This is a genomic window from Nocardioides alpinus, from assembly GCF_900112035.1.
GTDB lineage: Bacteria > Actinomycetota > Actinomycetes > Propionibacteriales > Nocardioidaceae > Nocardioides > Nocardioides alpinus.
In genome coordinates this window covers 27,296-44,667 of record NZ_FOKC01000004.1, presented here as the reverse complement: position 1 = coordinate 44,667, position 17,372 = coordinate 27,296, and the positions used below count along the sequence as shown (strand labels likewise).

Annotated in this window: 19 protein-coding genes; 15 read left to right on the top strand and 4 right to left on the bottom strand. The window is 72.5% G+C overall.

Annotated features, from left to right (window positions below):
• Positions 1-231: 231 nt before the first annotated feature.
• The 5 genes from rplM to BM127_RS10010 are packed head-to-tail and all read left to right on the top strand — an operon-like array spanning position 232 to position 4,134.
• Positions 232-675, top strand: a complete 444-nt coding sequence (gene rplM, locus BM127_RS10030; RefSeq protein ID WP_091198141.1) for a 50S ribosomal protein L13 — start codon at positions 232-234, stop codon at positions 673-675.
• A gap of 14 nt (positions 676-689) precedes the next feature.
• Positions 690-1,202 carry a 30S ribosomal protein S9 gene (gene rpsI / locus BM127_RS10025; protein WP_091198138.1) on the top strand — a complete coding sequence of 171 codons (513 nt, stop codon included), beginning with the start codon at positions 690-692 and terminating at the stop codon, positions 1,200-1,202.
• A 19-nt stretch (positions 1,203-1,221) separates the two neighbouring features.
• Positions 1,222-2,571 (top strand): phosphoglucosamine mutase, encoded by a 1,350-nt coding sequence (glmM, locus tag BM127_RS10020; protein WP_091198134.1) that lies wholly within the window; start codon positions 1,222-1,224, stop codon positions 2,569-2,571.
• On the top strand, positions 2,568-3,098 hold the full coding sequence (locus BM127_RS10015; RefSeq protein ID WP_091198131.1) for a hypothetical protein: 531 nt from the start codon (positions 2,568-2,570) through the stop codon (positions 3,096-3,098). Before glmM ends, BM127_RS10015 begins: the two co-directional genes overlap by 4 nt.
• A 43-nt stretch (positions 3,099-3,141) precedes the next feature.
• Positions 3,142-4,134, top strand: a complete 993-nt coding sequence (locus tag BM127_RS10010; protein WP_091198128.1) for a hypothetical protein — start codon at positions 3,142-3,144, stop codon at positions 4,132-4,134.
• A 1-nt stretch (position 4,135) separates the two neighbouring features.
• On the opposite strand, the gene BM127_RS10005 is transcribed toward BM127_RS10010, so the two are convergent.
• A complete protein-coding gene (locus tag BM127_RS10005) occupies positions 4,136-4,513 on the bottom strand; it encodes a winged helix-turn-helix transcriptional regulator (protein ID WP_231263207.1) in 378 nt (125 codons plus the stop codon).
• 82 nt (positions 4,514-4,595) lie between these two features.
• Here BM127_RS10005 and BM127_RS10000 point away from each other — a divergent pair, with 82 nt between their 5' ends.
• Positions 4,596-5,180: an NAD(P)-dependent oxidoreductase gene (locus tag BM127_RS10000; RefSeq protein ID WP_091198123.1), complete on the top strand. Its 585-nt coding sequence runs from the start codon at positions 4,596-4,598 to the stop codon at positions 5,178-5,180.
• Between the two features lie 110 nt (positions 5,181-5,290).
• Here the strand turns inward: BM127_RS10000 and coaA are convergent, their stop codons facing one another.
• Positions 5,291-6,313 (bottom strand): type I pantothenate kinase, encoded by a 1,023-nt coding sequence (gene coaA / locus BM127_RS09995; protein ID WP_091198120.1) that lies wholly within the window; start codon positions 6,311-6,313, stop codon positions 5,291-5,293.
• 65 nt (positions 6,314-6,378) lie between these two features.
• Here coaA and glmS point away from each other — a divergent pair, with 65 nt between their 5' ends.
• From glmS to tsaD, 9 genes are read left to right on the top strand one after another with little or no spacing between them, the layout of a single operon-like run.
• On the top strand, positions 6,379-8,223 hold the full coding sequence (gene glmS, locus BM127_RS09990) for a glutamine--fructose-6-phosphate transaminase (isomerizing) (RefSeq protein ID WP_091198118.1): 1,845 nt from the start codon (positions 6,379-6,381) through the stop codon (positions 8,221-8,223).
• Between the two features lie 59 nt (positions 8,224-8,282).
• Positions 8,283-8,636, top strand: a complete 354-nt coding sequence (locus BM127_RS09985; RefSeq protein ID WP_091198116.1) for a holo-ACP synthase — start codon at positions 8,283-8,285, stop codon at positions 8,634-8,636.
• 5 nt (positions 8,637-8,641) lie between these two features.
• Positions 8,642-10,057, top strand: coding sequence for an NAD(P)H-hydrate dehydratase (locus BM127_RS09980; RefSeq protein WP_091198113.1), 1,416 nt, complete (start codon positions 8,642-8,644; stop codon positions 10,055-10,057).
• Between the two features lie 8 nt (positions 10,058-10,065).
• Positions 10,066-11,235, top strand: coding sequence for an alanine racemase (gene alr, locus BM127_RS09975; RefSeq protein WP_175507368.1), 1,170 nt, complete (start codon positions 10,066-10,068; stop codon positions 11,233-11,235).
• Complete coding sequence (locus BM127_RS09970) at positions 11,232-12,299, top strand: alpha/beta fold hydrolase (RefSeq protein ID WP_091198107.1); 1,068 nt, start codon at positions 11,232-11,234, stop codon at positions 12,297-12,299. Before alr ends, BM127_RS09970 begins: the two co-directional genes overlap by 4 nt.
• Complete coding sequence (gene tsaE, locus BM127_RS09965; protein ID WP_091198104.1) at positions 12,296-13,186, top strand: tRNA (adenosine(37)-N6)-threonylcarbamoyltransferase complex ATPase subunit type 1 TsaE; 891 nt, start codon at positions 12,296-12,298, stop codon at positions 13,184-13,186. Before BM127_RS09970 ends, tsaE begins: the two co-directional genes overlap by 4 nt.
• Before the next feature lie 10 nt (positions 13,187-13,196).
• Positions 13,197-13,835 (top strand): tRNA (adenosine(37)-N6)-threonylcarbamoyltransferase complex dimerization subunit type 1 TsaB, encoded by a 639-nt coding sequence (gene tsaB, locus BM127_RS09960; protein WP_091198101.1) that lies wholly within the window; start codon positions 13,197-13,199, stop codon positions 13,833-13,835.
• Complete coding sequence (locus BM127_RS09955; RefSeq protein ID WP_157829539.1) at positions 13,832-14,287, top strand: GNAT family N-acetyltransferase; 456 nt, start codon at positions 13,832-13,834, stop codon at positions 14,285-14,287. The genes tsaB and BM127_RS09955 overlap by 4 nt, the downstream gene beginning before the upstream one ends.
• Positions 14,280-15,326, top strand: coding sequence for a tRNA (adenosine(37)-N6)-threonylcarbamoyltransferase complex transferase subunit TsaD (gene tsaD / locus BM127_RS09950; protein WP_091198095.1), 1,047 nt, complete (start codon positions 14,280-14,282; stop codon positions 15,324-15,326). The genes BM127_RS09955 and tsaD overlap by 8 nt, the downstream gene beginning before the upstream one ends.
• A gap of 104 nt (positions 15,327-15,430) precedes the next feature.
• On the opposite strand, the gene BM127_RS23010 is transcribed toward tsaD, so the two are convergent.
• The gene (locus BM127_RS23010) at positions 15,431-16,918 is read right to left on the bottom strand and encodes a hypothetical protein (RefSeq protein ID WP_091198092.1); all 1,488 of its coding nucleotides are present in this window, start codon (positions 16,916-16,918) and stop codon (positions 15,431-15,433) included.
• Positions 16,919-16,921: 3 nt separating this feature from the next.
• Entirely contained in the window at positions 16,922-17,329 is a 408-nt protein-coding gene (locus BM127_RS09940; RefSeq protein WP_091198091.1) for a hypothetical protein, read from the bottom strand.
• Between the last annotated feature and the right edge of the window lie 43 nt (positions 17,330-17,372).

Below are 17,372 nucleotides of genomic sequence, written 5' to 3'. Positions count from 1 at the left end.
GTTTTGACCCTCACGCGTGGAGCGCCGTACTCTTGCTGGTCGCGACTCCTGCCGCGTCCGTGCCCTCTGGGTGCGGGTGCAGATCCGACGTCATCCCCCCTCAGTGCTCATTCTTGGGAGGGGAGCGAACCGGGCCGTGTTCGTCAGAAGTCGCACCGCCCTCCAGAACCTGTGGGGCACCTCCGTTCCTCGATCGAGGAACGGTCCAACGAACCAGAACGGGACATAGCCGTGCGCACGTACAGCCCCAAGCCCGCTGACATCCAGCGTGAGTGGCACGTCATCGACGCCACCGACGTGGTCCTGGGACGGCTCGCCGTCCAGGCCGCCAACCTCATCCGCGGCAAGCACAAGCCGACCTTCGCTCCGCACATGGACATGGGCGACTTCGTGATCATCGTCAACGCGTCCAAGGTGTCGCTGTCGGGGACCAAGAAGACCACCAAGATGGCCTACCGCCACTCGGGCTACCCGGGCGGCCTCTCGGCCACCCCCTTCGGTGAGCTCCTCGAGAAGGACGCTCGCAAGGCCATCGAGAACGCCGTGTGGGGCATGCTCCCCAAGAACAAGCTCGGTCGTCAGGTGCTGAAGAAGCTCAAGGTCTACCCCGGCCCCGACCACCCGCACCTGGCCCAGCAGGCCACCCCGTTCGAGATCTCGCAGATCTCCCAGTGACTGAGGACTCACAGATGACTGAGAACACCACCCTGGATTCAGGCGAGGTCGAGGAGACCTTCGAGGCCGGCGCCGACGGCGTGTCGTACACGTCCGAGAGCGACGCGTCCGCCGACACCCCGGCCCGCCCGGCCACCATCGCCCCCGGCGCGGCCACCGGCCGTCGCAAGGAGGCCGTCGCCCGCGTCCGCATCGTCCCGGGCACCGGCGAGTGGACCATCAACGGCCGCTCGCTCGAGAACTACTTCCCCAACAAGCTGCACCAGCAGATCGCGAACGAGCCGTTCGCCGAGCTGCAGCTCATGGGTCGCTTCGACGTGCTCGCCCGCGTCCACGGTGGCGGCACCGCCGGTCAGGCCGGCGCGCTGCGTCTCGGCGTGGCCCGCTCGCTCAACGCCATCGACGAGGAGGCCAACCGCCCGGCCCTCAAGAAGGCCGGTCTGCTGACCCGCGACGCCCGCGTCGTGGAGCGCAAGAAGGCCGGTCTCAAGAAGGCCCGCAAGGCGTCGCAGTTCAGCAAGCGCTGATCTCCTAGAGTCCCGTTACATGACGCGACTCTTCGGCACGGACGGGGTCCGGGGCCTGGCCAACGGTCATCTGACCGCGGAGCTGGCCCTGGACCTCTCCGTCTGTGCAGCACATGTCCTGGCCGACCGTGGCGAGTTCGAGGGCCACCGCCCTCTCGCCGTGGTGGGTCGGGACACGCGCATCTCCGGGCAGTTCCTCGAGTCCGCGGTCGTCGCCGGACTCGCCTCCGCGGGCGTCGACGTGCTCCTGCTGGGGGTGCTGCCCACCCCGGGCGTGGCCCACATGACCGAGCGGCTCGGCGCCGACCTCGGCGTGATGCTGTCGGCCTCTCACAACCCGATGCCCGACAACGGCATCAAGTTCCTGGCGCGCGGCGGCCACAAGCTCGACGACGCGATCGAGATCGCGATCGAGCGACGCATGGGCGAGCCGTGGGAGCGGCCCACCGGCGGTGACGTCGGCCGGGTCAACGTCTACGACTCCGCCGTCGAGGAGTACGCCGCCCACCTCGAGAGCACGATCACCCACCCGCTCGTCGGGCTGAAGGTGGTCCTCGACTGCGCCGAGGGTGCCGCGCACGCGGCCGGACCGCGTGCCCTCGAGGACGCCGGCGCGACGGTCATCGCGATCCACGCCGACCCCGACGGCCTCAACATCAACGACAACTGCGGCTCGACCCACCTCGGCTCGCTGCAGGCCGCGGTCGTCGAGCACGGCGCCCACGCAGGCTTCGGCCTCGACGGCGACGCCGACCGGTGCCTGGCCGTGGACGCCGCGGGCAACATCGTCGACGGGGACCAGCTCCTCGCGATCCTGTCCCTCTCGCTGCGCGACCAGGGCCGACTGGCCAAGGACACCGTCGTCGCGACGGTGATGAGCAACCTGGGCTTCGTGCAGGCGATGCGCGCCCACGACATCGGCGTGCGCCAGACCAAGGTGGGCGACCGCTACGTCCTGGAGGCGATGAAGGTCTCCGGCTACTCCCTCGGCGGTGAGCAGTCGGGCCACGTCATCCTCAGCGACCACGCCACCACCGGGGACGGGATCCTCACCACCCTCCACGTCATGGAGCGGATGGCCACGACCGGCAAGTCCCTCGCCGAGCTCGCCTCGGTGATGACGCGGCTGCCCCAGGTCCTCCTCAACGTCTCCGGCGTCGACAAGTCGCGTGCCGACGATGACGCGGTGCTGGCGGCCGCGGTGGCCGAGGAGGAGGCGGCCCTGGGCGATCGGGGCCGGATCCTGCTGCGACCGTCGGGCACCGAGCCGATCGTGCGCGTCATGGTCGAGGCGCCGACCCCCGACGAGGCCCAGGACGTGGCGTCCCGGCTGGCCGACGTGGTGAAGTCCCAGCTGTTGCTGCCGTGACGTCCGATCCGGGCACGGGACTCGACGGGGGCGCGCCCGAGCCCGCCAGCCGGCTCACCGCGCGGGACGTGGCCCTCGCGATCGGCATCGGGCTGGTGCTCGCTGCCGTGCTGGTCCTCGTCACGCCCGGCGTACGCACCCACCTGCTGGGCGGCACCGACCGTCGCGACACGACGGTCGTCGCCGTTCGTGACGGGACCCGGCCCGACGAGGCCGACCGGCCGTTGACCACCTACGACCTCCGTTGGACGGACGGCGACGACGTCCGCACGGCGACGTTCCTTCGCTCCGGGCGCCCCGATCGCGAGGTCGGTGACAGCTGGACCCTGTGGGTCGCCCCGGACGGCTCCGCGGTCGAGACCAGCTCGCCGCTGGCCACCTGGTTCTTCCTCGGGATCGGCCTGCCCGCCTTCGTCCTCCTGATCGGCGTGGTCGTGCGCTGGCGCGGCCGTGTCGTGGAAAGGTCTCCCATCAGGGAGGCACAACGGATCGAGGCGCGCCGGGCGCGACGCGACCCGCGCACCTAGTCCTCGCGTGACGGTGCCCGGCGCCCGGACTACGGTCGCCGACATGGTCGACATCGAGCAGATCAACCCCCGCAACGAGGCCGCCCTCAAGGCGTGGTGGGAGGTCGGGTGTGCGGCGACGGCGTACCGCCCCGGCAAGCCGTGGCCGCTGTGGGAGCAGAGTCGGCGCGCGCTCCCCGCACCCAACCCCGAGCGTGCGGTCACCCTGCTGGCCGCGATCGACGGGCGGGAGATGGTCGGCGCGGGGCTGCTGGTCCGCCCGCTCCGGGAGAACTTCCACACCGCAACGGCCTTCGCCTACACGCGTCCGGACCGCACCCGGGAGGGGACCGGTCGCAGGCTCGTGCGCGAGCTGGAGGTGATCGCGGCCGGCGACGGACGTACGACGATCCAGAGCGAGGCCTACCTCCCGCCCGGTGGCTCCGGCGCCGCGGAGGCGTTCGCCACGGCGATGGCGTACGAGGTGGCGAGCCGCGAGTCGATCAAGGAGCTCGCCGTCAGCGACTACCGCGCCCGTCGCGAGGCGCTCCTCGCCGAGGCGGCGGCAGCGGACGGCTACCGGATCATCACCTTCGACACGGTCTGCCCGGAGGACCACCTCGAGTCGTTCGGCCGGCTGCTGGGGATGCTGATGTCGGAGGTGCCGCTCGGGGACCTGGACCTCGAGGCATCCGAGTGGACGCCCGATCGGATCCGCGCCGCCGAGCAGCGACAGGTGGGCATCGGCCGTCACGTGCAGACCTCGATGGCGATCGCGCCGGACGGGTCGGTGGCGGGCGTGTCCGACGTCCGCATCGACGACACCGACCACGAGCACGGCCAGGTCGGCATCACGATCGTCGACCCGGCCCACCGCGGTCACCGCCTGGGGCTCGCCCTCAAGCTCGCCACCCACGACCTGGTCCTGGCGGCCCACCCCTCGCTCGTGTCCGTCGACACCTCCAACGCCGAGGTCAACACGTGGATGAACGCCGTCAACGAGGCACTGGGCTACCGCACGATCGAGACGTTGCTCGAGCTGCAGAAGAGGCTTTGAGTCAGCGCGCGTCGGCGGCGGCGTCGTAGTCGCCGCGCGAGGCGAGGATCGCGCCCAGGTGCGTCTCGGCCCAGTCGGTGAGGGTGGCGATCGGCCCCGTCAGGGAGGCGCCGAGCGGGGTGAGCTCGTAGTCGACACGCGGCGGCACCTGGGCGTGGACGGTGCGGGTCAGCAGCCCGTCGCGCTCCATCGCACGCAGCGTCTGGGTCAGCACCTTGGGCGCCACGCCCCCGATGCGCGCGCGCAGGACGCTGAACCGGAGCGGACCGTCCTCGAGCGAGCCGATGACCAGCGCCGTCCACTTGTCGCCGATCCGGTCGAGCACGACGCGGGTGGGGCAGTCGGGGTCGAAGGCGTCGCCCCTGCTGATGGTTACCACAAGGTACTTATAGCACGTTGAAGTCATCAGTTACCACTGGTTACTGTCGGCACACACCGTTCCGACGACCCAAGGACTCCACATGAAGATCGCCCTGTTCGGCGCCACCGGCATGGTCGGCTCCCGCATCGCCTCCGAGGCCACCGCCCGCGGCCACGAGGTCACCCCGCTCAGCCGGTCCACCGGCGGGGACTTGGCCGACGCGGACGCCGTGCGGAAGGCCGCGGCCGACCACGACGTCGTCGTCTCCGCCACCGGCCCGAGCCGCACCGGCGAGTCGCACCAGCCGTGGCTCGACGCCGTCTCCACCCTCATCGCCGGCTCCGGCGACGCCCGGGTCCTCTTCGTGGGCGGCGCGGGCTCGCTGCTGACCCCCGACGGCACCCGCCTCCTCGACACCGACGGCTTCCCCGACGCCTACAAGGCCGAGGCCACCTCCGGCGCTGCCGCCCTCGAGCTCTTCCGCGCTGCACCCGCGTCGCTCGACTGGACCTTCGTCAGCCCCGCCCCGGTCATCGCTCCCGGCGAGCGCACCGGGTCGTACGCCACGGCGCTCGACACCCCGGCCGGCGACTTCATCAGCGCCGAGGACTACGCGGTCGTGGTGGTCGACGAGATCGAGGAGCCGCGGCACCGGCGCCAGCGCTTCACCGCTGCGACCGTCTGAGGGTCCCCTGTGTCGGGGTCGCCTGTGCAGGAGTCACCGCTGAAGCGGGGACTCCCGCACAGGTGGGCCGTTGCAACGGCCCATCCGCGCAAGACTTCCCCCACCTGCCCTCAGAGCTTGCGGAGGCGGACGTACTTCACCGAGTGGTCGGCGTCCTTGCGCAGCACGAGGTTGGCGCGCGAGCGGGTCGGCGCGACGTTCTGGACCAGGTTGGGCTCGTTGATCGAGTCCCAGATCCGGGTGGCCTGGTCGACGGCCTCGTCGTGCGAGAGCGAGGCGTACTTGCGGAAGTAGGACGCCGGGTCGCGGAAGGCGGTCTCCCGCAGCCGCAGGAACCGGTCGACGTACCACCGCTTGATGTCGGCCAGGGCGGCGTCGACGTAGACGGAGAAGTCGAAGAAGTCGCTGACCGCGAGGCCGGTGCGGCCGTCGTCGCGCACCCGCGCGGGCTGGAGGACGTTGAGCCCCTCGATGATCACGATGTCGGGGCGCTTGACGACCACCCGGTCGCCGGGGACCACGTCGTAGACGAGGTGGGAGTAGATCGGCGCCTCGACCTCGTCGCGTCCGGACTTGATGTCGATGACGAACTTCAGCAGCGCCTTGCGGTCGTAGGACTCCGGGAAGCCCTTGCGGTGCAGGATCCCGCGGCGCTCGAGCTCGGCGTTGGGCAGGAGGAAGCCGTCGGTGGTCACGAGCGCGACGTTGGGGTGCTCGGGCCAGTGGGCGAGCATCTGCTGCAGCACGCGGGCGGTGGTCGACTTGCCGACGGCCACCGAGCCGGCGAGGCCGACGACGAAGGGCGTACGCGGCGGGGTGACGCGGTGCAGGAACTCCTCCTGCTCGCGGTGCAACCGGGAGTTGGCCGCGACGTAGAGGCTGAGCAGGCGCGAGAGGGGGAGGTAGACCTGCTCGATCTCGCGGAGGTCGAGCTGGTCGCCCAGCCCGCGGAGGCTGACGACCTCCTCCGGCGTGAGGACCGTCTCCGCCGTCCCGGCCAGCTGCGCCCACGCCGCGCGCTCGAGCTCGACGTAGGGCGAGGCCTCGTGGCCCGAGCCGTTCCCGTGGGAGCCGCCGTTCGCGTGAGCCGTGCCGTGGGTCGTGCCGTGGTGCGCTCCCGGGACCTCGGACATGGGTGCGATTGTGGCACCGCGGCGGGGCGCAGCCGTGCAGCGGCCTGCCGATAGACTCCCCGGCCATGTGTGGAATCGTCGGATATGTAGGTGGAAGACCGGCCGAAGGCGTGGTCATCGAGGGCCTCCGGCGATTGGAGTACCGCGGCTACGACTCCGCGGGGATCGCGCTGATCGACGCCGGCACGATCGTCACCGACAAGCGCGCGGGCAAGCTCGCCAACCTCGAGAAGGCGATCGCCGAGTCGCCGCTGCCGCAGGTCACGACAGGCATCGGGCACACCCGGTGGGCGACCCACGGCCCGCCGACCGACCGCAACGCCCACCCCCACCTGGGGCGCGCGCGCCGCGTGGCGCTGGTGCACAACGGCATCATCGAGAACTTCGCCGCCCTCCGCACCCGCCTCGAGTCCGAGGGCGTCGAGATGGCCTCCGACACCGACACCGAGGTCGCCGCCCACCTGCTCGAGGAGCAGCTGGAGACCGGCGTCGACCTGACCGTCGCCATGCAGAACGTGTGTCGCGACCTGCAGGGTGCCTTCACCCTGGTCGCCGTCGACGCGCACGACCCCGACCGCGTCGTCGCGGCCCGCCGCAACAGCCCCCTCGTGGTCGGCATCGGCGAGGGCGAGAACTTCCTCGGCTCCGACGTCGCCGCGTTCATCGAGCACACCCGCGAGGCGATGGAGCTCGACCAGGACCAGGTCGTCACCATCACCCGTGAGGGCGTCGCCGTCTCCGGCTTCGACGGCACGCCGGCCGAGGGCCGCCGCTACCACGTCGACTGGGACCTCTCCGCCGCCGAGAAGGACGGGCACGACTGGTTCATGCGCAAGGAGATCTTCGAGCAGCCGCGCGCCGTGGCCGACTCGCTCCTCGGTCGCCGCGGGACCGACGGCCTCCTCCAGCTCGACGAGATGCGGCTGTCCGACCAGGACCTGCGCGACGTCGACAAGATCATCATCATCGCGGCCGGCACGTCGTTCTACGCCGGCATGGTCGCGAAGTACGCCATCGAGCACTGGTGCCGGATCCCGGTCGAGGTCGAGCTGGCCAGCGAGTTCCGCTACCGCGACCCGATCCTGACCAGCGACACCCTCGTGGTCGCGATCAGCCAGTCCGGCGAGACCGCCGACACCCTCCAGGCGATCCGCCACGCCCGCGAGCAGCGCTCCAAGGTGCTGTCGATCTGCAACACCAACGGCTCGACCATCCCGCGCGAGTCCGACGGCGTCATCTACACCCACGCCGGCCCGGAGATCGGCGTCGCGTCGACCAAGGGCTTCCTCACGCAGCTCATCGCCTGCTACCTCCTCGCGCTCTACCTCGCGCAGGTCAAGGGCACCCGCTACGGCGACGAGATCTCCCAGGTCCTCGACCAGCTCGACGAGATGCCCGGGCACGTCCAGACCGTGCTCGACAAGTCCGAGGAGGTCTACGCCCTCGCCCGCGACCACGTCGGCAGCCGGTCGGTGCTGTTCCTGGGCCGCCACGCCGGCTACCCGGTCGCGCTGGAGGGGGCGCTCAAGCTCAAGGAGATCGCCTACCTCCACGCCGAGGGCTTCGCCGCCGGCGAGCTCAAGCACGGCCCGATCGCGCTGGTCGAGGAGGGCCTGCCGATCCTGTGCATCGTGCCCCCGCGCGGCCGCGACCAGCTGCACGACAAGATGATCAGCGGCATCCAGGAGGTCCGCGCCCGCGGGGCCAGGACCCTCTGCCTCGCCGAGGAGGGCGACACCGCGATCGAGCCGTACGCCGACGTGCTCATCACGCTGCCGCAGGTGCCGGTGCTGCTCCAGCCGCTCGTCGCCGTGGTGCCGCTGCAGCTGTTCGCGTGCGAGCTGGCCACGCAGCTCGGCCACGACGTCGACCAGCCGCGCAACCTCGCCAAGTCCGTCACGGTCGAATAGCAACCACCCCACGAGAACGCGCTCCGCTTGCCTTCTCGCGGGGACCCGGAAGGAGCGTTATGCCGGTCATCGGCGTCGGCATCGACGTGGTCGACATCGACCGCTTCGTGCAGTCCCTCGAGCGCACGCCCGCCCTGCGCGGGCGGCTCTTCACCGACGCCGAGGCGTCGCGGCCTCCGGCGTCGCTGGCGGCCCGCTTCGCAGCCAAGGAGGCGATGGCCAAGGCGCTGGGCGCACCGGTGGGGATGGCCTGGCACGACGCCGAGATCGTCTCGGAGGACACCGGCCGGCCGCGCTTCGAGATCCGCGGGACCGTGGCCGCGCAGGCGGACGCCCTCGGCGTGACCCACGTCCACGTCTCGCTCTCCCACGACGCGGGCATCGCCTCCGCCGTCGTGGTGCTGGAGAGCTAGGTCCGATGCTGCGCGCCCACACCGTCGAGGACGTACGTCGTGCCGAGGCCGCCGCGATGGCGGACCTGCCCGACGGCGCGCTGATGCAGCGCGCGGCAGCCGGCCTCGCCGCCGCCGTGGTGGACCTCCTCGACGGTGCCTACGGTCGCCGCGTGGTGCTGCTCGTCGGCCCCGGCGACAACGGCGGCGACGCCCTCTGGGCCGGGGCCCGGCTGGCCGGACGGGGTGCTCGCGTCGAGGCGCTGCTGCTCGCCGACCGTGTCCACGCCGGTGGACTGGCCGCACTTCGTGCCGCGGGGGGTCTCGCCACCCGCGACCCCGACGACCTGTCCGCGGCGCCCGACCTGCTCGTCGACGGCATCGTCGGCATCGGAGGCCGCCCCGGACTGCGCCCGGAGGCCGCGGCCGCGCTCGCCCGCTTCCCCGCCGTGCCGGTGGTGGCGGTCGACGTCCCGTCGGGGGTCGACGTCGACACCGGACGTCTCGACGGGCCGCACGTGCGCGCGGACCTCACCGTCACCTTCGGCACCCACAAGGTCGCCCACCTCGTCGACCCGGCCGCGACCGCCAGCGGTGCCCTCCACCTGGTCGACCTCGGTCTCGACCCCGACGAGCTCGGGCCCCCGGCGCTCGAGGCCCTCCAGCCCGACGACGTACGGGCGCTGCTGCCGCGGCCGGGACCGGACGCGCAGAAGTACACCCGCGGCGTCGTCGGCGTACGCGCCGGATCCGGCACCTACCCCGGTGCGGCCCTGCTCGCCGTTTCGGGCGCCGGCTGCGGCCTCGTCGGCATGGTCCGCTACCTCGGTCCCGAGCACATCGCCGACACCGTCCGCACCGCCCACCCCGAGGTGGTCGGCGCCGGCCGTGTGCAGGCATGGGTCGTCGGCCCCGGCGGTGGCGACGACGCAGGGTCGATGCTCGCCGAGGCTCGTGCGGACGGCGTGCCCGTCGTCGTGGACGCCGACGCGCTGCGCCACGTGGACGCACCGATGCCGGGCTGCGTCCTGACCCCGCACGCCGGTGAGCTCGCCGCGATGACGGGTGTCGAGCGCGCCGAGATCGAGGCCGACCCGCTGCACCACGCCCGGGAGGCCGCGCGGCGCTGGGACTGCGTGGTGCTGCTCAAGGGCCACCACACCCTCGTGGCCGATCCCGCGGGCCGGGTGCGCGTCACGACCACCGGCGTCCCGTGGCTGGCGACGGCCGGGGCGGGCGACGTGCTCGCGGGCCTCGTCGGCGCGCTGCTGGCGGCGGGACTCGAGCCGTACGACGCCGCGTCGGTCGGTTCGTGGGTGCACGGAGCTGCCGCGACGGAGGCGTCCGCGGGTGGCCCGCTGACCGCCGGAGGCGTCGCGGTCCAGATCCCGAGGCTGGTGCGCGCGACCCTGAACCCCTCCGGATCAAGGCCTTTGGAATGATCGGTGCCATGACCGATCCCGTGCCGCATCGCGCCGAGATCGTGGTGGACGTCGCGGCCATCCGCCACAACGTGCGGATCCTCAAGGACCTCGTGTCAGTCGACGGACCGGTGCAGGTGATGACGGTCGTCAAGGCCGACGGCTACGGCCACGGCATGGTCGAGTCCGCCGCTGCGGCACGCGAGGGCGGCGCCGACTGGCTCGGCGTCGCGACCATCGACGAGGCGCTCGCGCTGCGCGCGGCCGGTGACCGGGGCCCGCTGCTGTGCTGGCTCAGCGCGCCGGGTGACGACTTCGCGGCCGCTGTGACCGCGGGGGTGGAGGTCACCGCGTACACGGTCGCCGAGCTCGACGAGGTCGCCGCCATCGGTGGCGCCCGGGTGCAGCTCAAGGTCGACACCGGCCTGTCCCGTGGCGGTGCAGGCCGTGCCGACTGGCGGGCGCTCTTCGCGGCAGCCGCGGCGCACGAGGCCGCCGGTCGACTGCGGGTCACCGGCATCTGGTCGCACTTCGCGGCCAGCGACGAGCCCGCCCACCCGGCCAACGACGCCCAGGAGACTGCCTTCCGGGAGGCCCTCCGCCTCGCCGACGACGCCGGTCTCGACCCCGAGGTGACCCACCTCGCCAACTCGGCGGCCGCGATCCTGCGACCGTCGTCGCACTTCGACCTGGTCCGGTGCGGCATCGCGTCCTACGGACTCGACCCGGCACCCGGCGTCAGCCCGCGACTCGGGCTGCGGCCCGCGATGACGGTCCGCGCCCGGCTGGTGATGAGCAAGGCGATCGCGGCCGGGGACGGCGTCTCCTACGGCCACACCTGGCGCGCCGGGCACGACACCACGGTGGGCCTCGTGCCCGCCGGCTACGGCGACGGCATCCCGCGGGCGGCCGGCAACGCCGCGTCCGTCCTGGTCGGCGACTCGCTGCGCCCCATCCGCGGGCGCGTCTGCATGGACCAGTTCGTGGTCGACCTCCAGGGCGAGCTCCCGCCGACGGGCACCGAGGTGATCCTCCTCGGCGCCGGCGACCAGGGCGAGCCCACCGCGCAGGACTGGGCGGACGCGGTCGACACCATCAGCTACGAGATCGTGACCCGGGTCGGCGGTCGACTGGTCCGGCGCCACGTCGACACCGAGGACACCGGCGAGGACGACACCATCGAAGGGACCATCCGGTGAGCATCAGGGGACGCATCTTCGGCACCGTCGTGGGCGCGGCCGGTCTGGCCGCGGCTGCCGGCGCGGTCGGCATCGTCCGGCAGAACCGGATCATCGGCAACCGGGCCGCGGGGGAGCGGGTCGCGTTCGGTGAGCTGCACAGCGCGCGCCGCGTGGTCGTCACCGACGACGCCATCGACCTGCACGTGGAGATCGACGAGCCTGCGGACTTCGGCGGCCACCCCGCCACCGACGACGACCTCACCGTCGTCTTCGTCCACGGCTACTCGCTCAACCTCGACAGCTGGCACTTCCAGCGCGCCGCCTACCGCGGCCAGGTGCGCACCGTCTTCTACGACCAGCGCAGCCACGGCCGCTCGGCGCGGTCCAGCGAGGACCACAGCACCATCGACCAGCTGGGCCACGACCTGCGGCGCGTCATCGAGGACACCGTCCCGGGACGCTGCGTCGTGGTGGGGCACTCGATGGGCGGGATGACGGTGATCTCGCTGGCCGAGCTCCACCCGGAGCTCTTCGGCGACAAGGTCGTCGGTGCGGCGCTGATCTCCACCACCGCCGGAGGCCTCGACCCCGGTCGCATCCTCTTCCCGATGCTGCCTCTCGGGCTCGGCGGTCGTTTCATGGGACGCGCGGTACGCACGCTGGACCGCGGCCACAAGGTGGTCGACCTCGCCCGCGCGTGGGGACACGCAGTGGCCGACGTGGTCACCGACCGCTACGCCTTCGGCAGCGACCCGGTGCCCGCGAGCCACGTCGAGTTCGTCTACTCCATGCTCAACTCCACGCCGTTCGCAGTGGTCGCCGACTTCTACCCGGCCTTCGCCACCCTCGACAAGTTCGAGCACCTCGAACCCCTGGGCCGGGTGCCCACGGCGATCATCTGCGGCACGCAGGACAAGATCACCTCGGTCGGGCACAGCCGCAAGCTCCACAGTCGCATCGCGGGTTCGAGCCTGCTGGAGTGCGAGGGCGCCGGCCACATGGTGATCCTCGAGCAGCACAAGCACGTGACCGCCGAGCTCGACGACCTGCTGTCGCTGGCCCACGGTCAGGGCGCGCCGTGAGTGTCGTCGTACGCCGGGTCGGGGCGGAGGCGGCCGCCGACGTCCTCGCCGTGGTGCGCGAGGCCTTCGGCGCGCGCCCGGTCCTCGACCCGCCCGCCGACGCGATGGGGGAGGACCTCGACTCCATCGCCCGGCTGCTGCGGGTGCGCGGCGGCCTGCTGGCCACCCTCGACGGCACGCCGGTGGGCTGTGTCGTGCTCGACGTCCGCGACGACCAGATGGTGCTGCGCCGCTTCGGTGTGACGCCGGCCGCGCAGGGCAGGGGAGTCGCGGCCGCACTGGTCGACGCCGCCCGCGAGGCAGCCATGGGCCGCTCCGCGGTCGTGGTGCTCGCGCGCGAGGAGCTGCCCGGGACGATCGCCTTCTGGGAGGCGTGCGGCTTCGTGGTGACGGGTCGGACGAGCCCCTACGTCGAGCTCGCGCTGTGGCTCGGCACCAGCTTCGACGCCCCCGACGCCGAGACCATGCGCCTGCTGGGCGAGCGGGTCGGCGAGAGCCTGGTGGCCGGCGACCTCGTGGTGCTCACCGGCGAGCTCGGCGCCGGCAAGACCACCTTCACCCAGGGGCTCGGCATCGGGCTGCAGGTCCGCGGTGGCGTGACTTCCCCGACGTTCGTCATCGCGCGGGTCCACCCCTCACTGGTCTCCGGACCCGACCTCGTCCACGTCGACGCCTACCGCCTGGGCGGCCTCGCCGAGCTCGACGACCTCGACCTCGACACCTCCCTCGACACTGCGGTGACCGTGGTCGAGTGGGGTGCCGGCCTCGCCGAGACGCTGGCCGACGCGCGCCTCGAGGTCGTGATCGAGCGGACCGTCGGGGACGCCCCGGTCGAGGGCGACCTCGATCCCCGACGCGTTTCACTGCGCTGGGTCGTCGGACAGTAACCTCGACGCCGTGCTCCTCGCCTTCGACACCGCCACCCCGCTGGTGACCGTCGCCGTCCACGACGGCGAGCGGGTCGTCGTGGAGCACTCCTCCGAGGTGCCCATGAAGCACGGCGAGCACCTCGCCCCGCTGATCGCGCGGTCGCTGGAGGACGCGGGCATCGTGCGCCAGGACCTCACCGCCATCGCGGTCGGCGTCGGGCCGGGCCCCTTCACCGGCCTGCGGGTCGGCATCGTCACCGCGCGCACCCTCGGCTTCGTGCTGGAGATCCCGGTGTACGGCGTCTGCTCGCTGGACGCGATCGCCCTCGAGGTGGTCGGCTCCGCGGCCGTGCCGGGCAGCTTCCTGGTCGCCACCGACGCCCGCCGCAAGGAGGTCTACCTCGCCTCCTACGACTCCGAGGGTCGCCGGCTCGAGGGCCCAGTCGTGACGCGGCCCGCGGAGGTCGCCACCGACTCGCCGGTCGCCGGCGCCGGCCCGTCGCTCTACCCCGACGACTTCCCCCGCGCCATCGCCCCCGACCGGCCGAGCGCCGGCTGGATCGCCTCGGGAGTGAGCGCCGAGCTCGTAGACTTGCTCGACCCCGAACCCCTCTACCTGCGGCGCCCCGACGCAGTCGCCGGCGCCCCCAGAAAGCCTGTCTCGTGATCCGTCCCGCTGTCCTGGCCGACCTCCCGGCCCTCACCGCGCTCGAGCAGGAGCTCTTCGGCGCCGACGCGTGGAACGAGTCCCTGATCCGCCAGGAGATCGAGGGACCGGGCCGACGCTTCGTGGTGGCCGACGACCTCTCCGGCTATGCCGTGACCATGACGGCCGGCGACATCGTCGACCTGCTGCGCATCGGCGTACGCCCCGAGGCCCGCCGCAGCGGGCTGGCCTCCCGTCTCCTCGACGAGCTGCTCGTCGACACCGACGACGCCTCCCGGATGCTGCTCGAGGTGAGCGTGTCCAACGCCGCCGCACTCGGCTTCTACGTCGCCCGGCAGTTCAGCGTGATCGACGTGCGCCCCCACTACTACCGCGACGGGTCCGAGGCGCTGGTGATGTGCCGCTGGCTGCCCGGCGCCGCCCGGACGCCGACGGCGACCTCCCATGACTGACGGGCCGCTCGTCCTCGGGATCGAGACCTCCTGCGACGAGACCGGGGTCGGCATCGTGCGCGGCCACACCCTGCTGGCCGACGCCGTCGCGAGCAGCGTCGAGGAGCACGCGCGCTTCGGCGGTGTGGTCCCCGAGGTGGCCAGCCGGGCCCACCTCGAGGCGATGGTGCCCACCATCGAGCGGGCTGCCGAGACGGCCGGGGTCTCCCTGCACGACATCGACGCCGTCGCGGTCACCGCCGGCCCCGGCCTCGCCGGAGCCCTGCTCGTGGGGGTCGCGAGCGCCAAGGCGCTGGCCCTCGGGCTGGGCAAGCCGATCTACGGCGTCAACCACCTGGCCGCGCACGTCGCGGTCGACCAGCTCGAGCACGGTCCGCTGCCCGAGCCGTGCCTGGCGATGCTCGTCTCCGGCGGCCACTCGAGCCTGCTCGAGGTCGCCGACGTGACCGTCGGCGTCGAGCCGATGGGCGCCACGATCGACGACGCGGCGGGGGAGGCCTTCGACAAGGTCGCCCGGCTGCTGGGCCTGCCGTTCCCCGGCGGACCGCACATCGACAACGCCGCCCGCAGCGGCAACAGCGTCGCCATCGACTTCCCTCGCGGCCTCACGCGCCGCAGCGACCTCGAGCGACACCGCTTCGACTTCTCGTTCTCCGGCCTCAAGACCGCGGTCGCGCGCTGGGTGGAGGCCCAGCAGCGCGCGGGCGTCGCCATCGACGTCGCCGACGTGGCCGCCTCCTTCCAGGAGGCGGTGTGCGACGTGCTGACCCGCAAGGCGATCGACGCCGCGCAGAGCCGCGGCATCGAGGACATCCTGATCGGCGGCGGCGTCGCCGCCAACAGCCGGCTGCGGGCGATGGCGGTGGAGCGGGCGACGGACGCAGGCATCCGCGTCCGGATCCCGCGTCCTGGCCTCTGCACCGACAACGGCGCGATGGTCGCCGCGCTCGGGGCCGAGCTCGTCGCGCGGGGACGTACGCCCTCGCTGCTCGACCTGCCGGCCGACTCCTCGATGCCGATCACCACCGTGGTGGCCTGACGGGGTTGGTCCCGACCCCGCTCGACCGGCGGGTCGAGGGGAGATGACGAAGGTCCCCGCCCGAGAGCGGGGACCTGCATCACGCCGAGCTCGCTGAGGAGACCTCAGTCGAGTACGCCGGGTGCGACGTCGTCGTCGCCGAGCCAGTCCTGGTCGTAGACCAGGCTGTCACGTTCGGTGGTCTGCTCGCGCTCGCCCTTGCGGCCGCCTCGGCTGCCGCCGGTGCCCGCACCTGCGCTGCGGGCGCCGCTCGCACCACGGCCTCCCGAGCGCGAGCCCGAGCCCGGGCCCGCTCCTGCGCCGCGGCCACCCGCACCACCGCGTCCGGCGCTGCTGCCGGTCGAGGCACCGCGGCCCGCGGCAGATCCTGCGCTGCGGGAGGCGGGGCTACCGGCGGAGCCGGCTCCTCGTCCTGCGGCGGAGCTGCCGGGCGAGCCGGGCGCTCGCCCTGCGGCGGAGCTGCCCGCGGAGCCGGCCGGGCGGGACAGCGCGCCGGCGCTGCCTGCGCGGCCGGTCGAGCCGATGGCCCGCACGGGGGCAGAACTGCTCGATGCGCCGCCGGCGACCGCACCCGGTCGGACGGCACCAGCGGCGAGGCCGCCTGCACCACCTGCTGCGCCGAGGGCAGCCGCCGAGGCTCCACCGGACGAGCCGGCGACGCCTCCGACGCCGCTCGAGGCGGAGACCTGGGAGCTGGTCGGCTGGTAGGTCACGCCGTTCTGCGAGGTTCCGGTGACCGTGGAGGTCGGGCGGTCAGGGAGGACCTCGGGCCGGTGCACCGTGGGTGTCTCGGTGGGCGGCGGGGGGTTGGTGATGACGGTGGTCGTCGGAGGCTTGGGCTTGTCGTCGTCCTTGCCGTCGTCCTTCCCGTCGTCCTTGCCGTCGTCCTTGCCGTCGGTGGGCTTTCCCTCCTCGAGGTGAGGGCGGCCCTGGTCGCCGTCGCCGCTGCCGCCCCCGGTGGGCGCAGGGGCCTGCGTGCCGGGCAGGTAGGGGCCGCCGGGCCCCGACGGGACGTTGGGCGGAGGCTCGGTCGGGTCCTGCTGGCCGTGGATGTCCTTCATCGGCGGGATCGCCCCGAGGAAGGCCGCGTCCATCTCCTTGGTCAGCGCGAGGGACCTGGCCTCCTGCTTGTCGTACTGCGTCTGCCAGGCGCTGCGCTCGTTGGAGCGGGCCTGCGAGGCGTCGGCCTGCGCCTGGATCTCCTCCGGCGTGAGCTCGACGCCCGGGCTGCCTGCCGGTGCCTGGTAGGGCGACGGCTTCTCGCCCAGGTCTGCCAGGGAGTCGCGGGTGTCGCGGGTGTCGGCGAGCTGCTGCCCGACCTGCTGCAGGGCCACGCCCGCGGCGCGCAGCTGCTCGGCCTTGGTGAGCATCGAGGCGGAGGACTCCTCCATCCCCGCCCGCAGCGCGGGGCCGGTCAGGGTCTGCTCACCGATGCGGAGCTCGGCCTGGGCCGCCGCCTGCTTGAGGGCTTCGCCGAGCTCCCGGAGGTCGTCGGCCTTCTCCTTCCAGTCGTGCCCGGCGTTCTTGACGGCGCCGGGCGCGGCGGAGTCGAGGTACTGGTCGAGGACGAGTCGACGGGGTCCCTTGGTCATGGCTCAGCCCTCCTCGGTCGGCAGCGTGCACTGGTCGGTGCTGAAGGTGGGGGCCGCGACGCATGCGGTCGCGGCATCGATCCGGTTCATCGTGGCGGTCGTCTGCTCGGTGGTGCGCTCGACGTCCTTGCTGAACTCCTCGACCGAGGTGCCCATCCCGCGTAGGCCGGCGGCGACCTTCTTGAGCTCCTCGGCGACGGCCTGGTGCGCCATCTCGGCGTTGGTGCCGAGGCGGTAGCCCCCGGTGTAGGAGTCGCCGAAGGACGTGCTGTGGATGACGGCGACCGGGTTGGACTCGACCCCCTCGGCGGCCTTGTCGAACGACGCCATGAGGGAGGAGATGGTCTCGGGATCGATGTTGAGCCCGACCATCGTCTGGTTGAGCAGTTCCCTGTCTTCGAGCGGCAGCATGGTCTGTCCTTTCCCCCTGATCACAGAACCAAAACCACTTTAT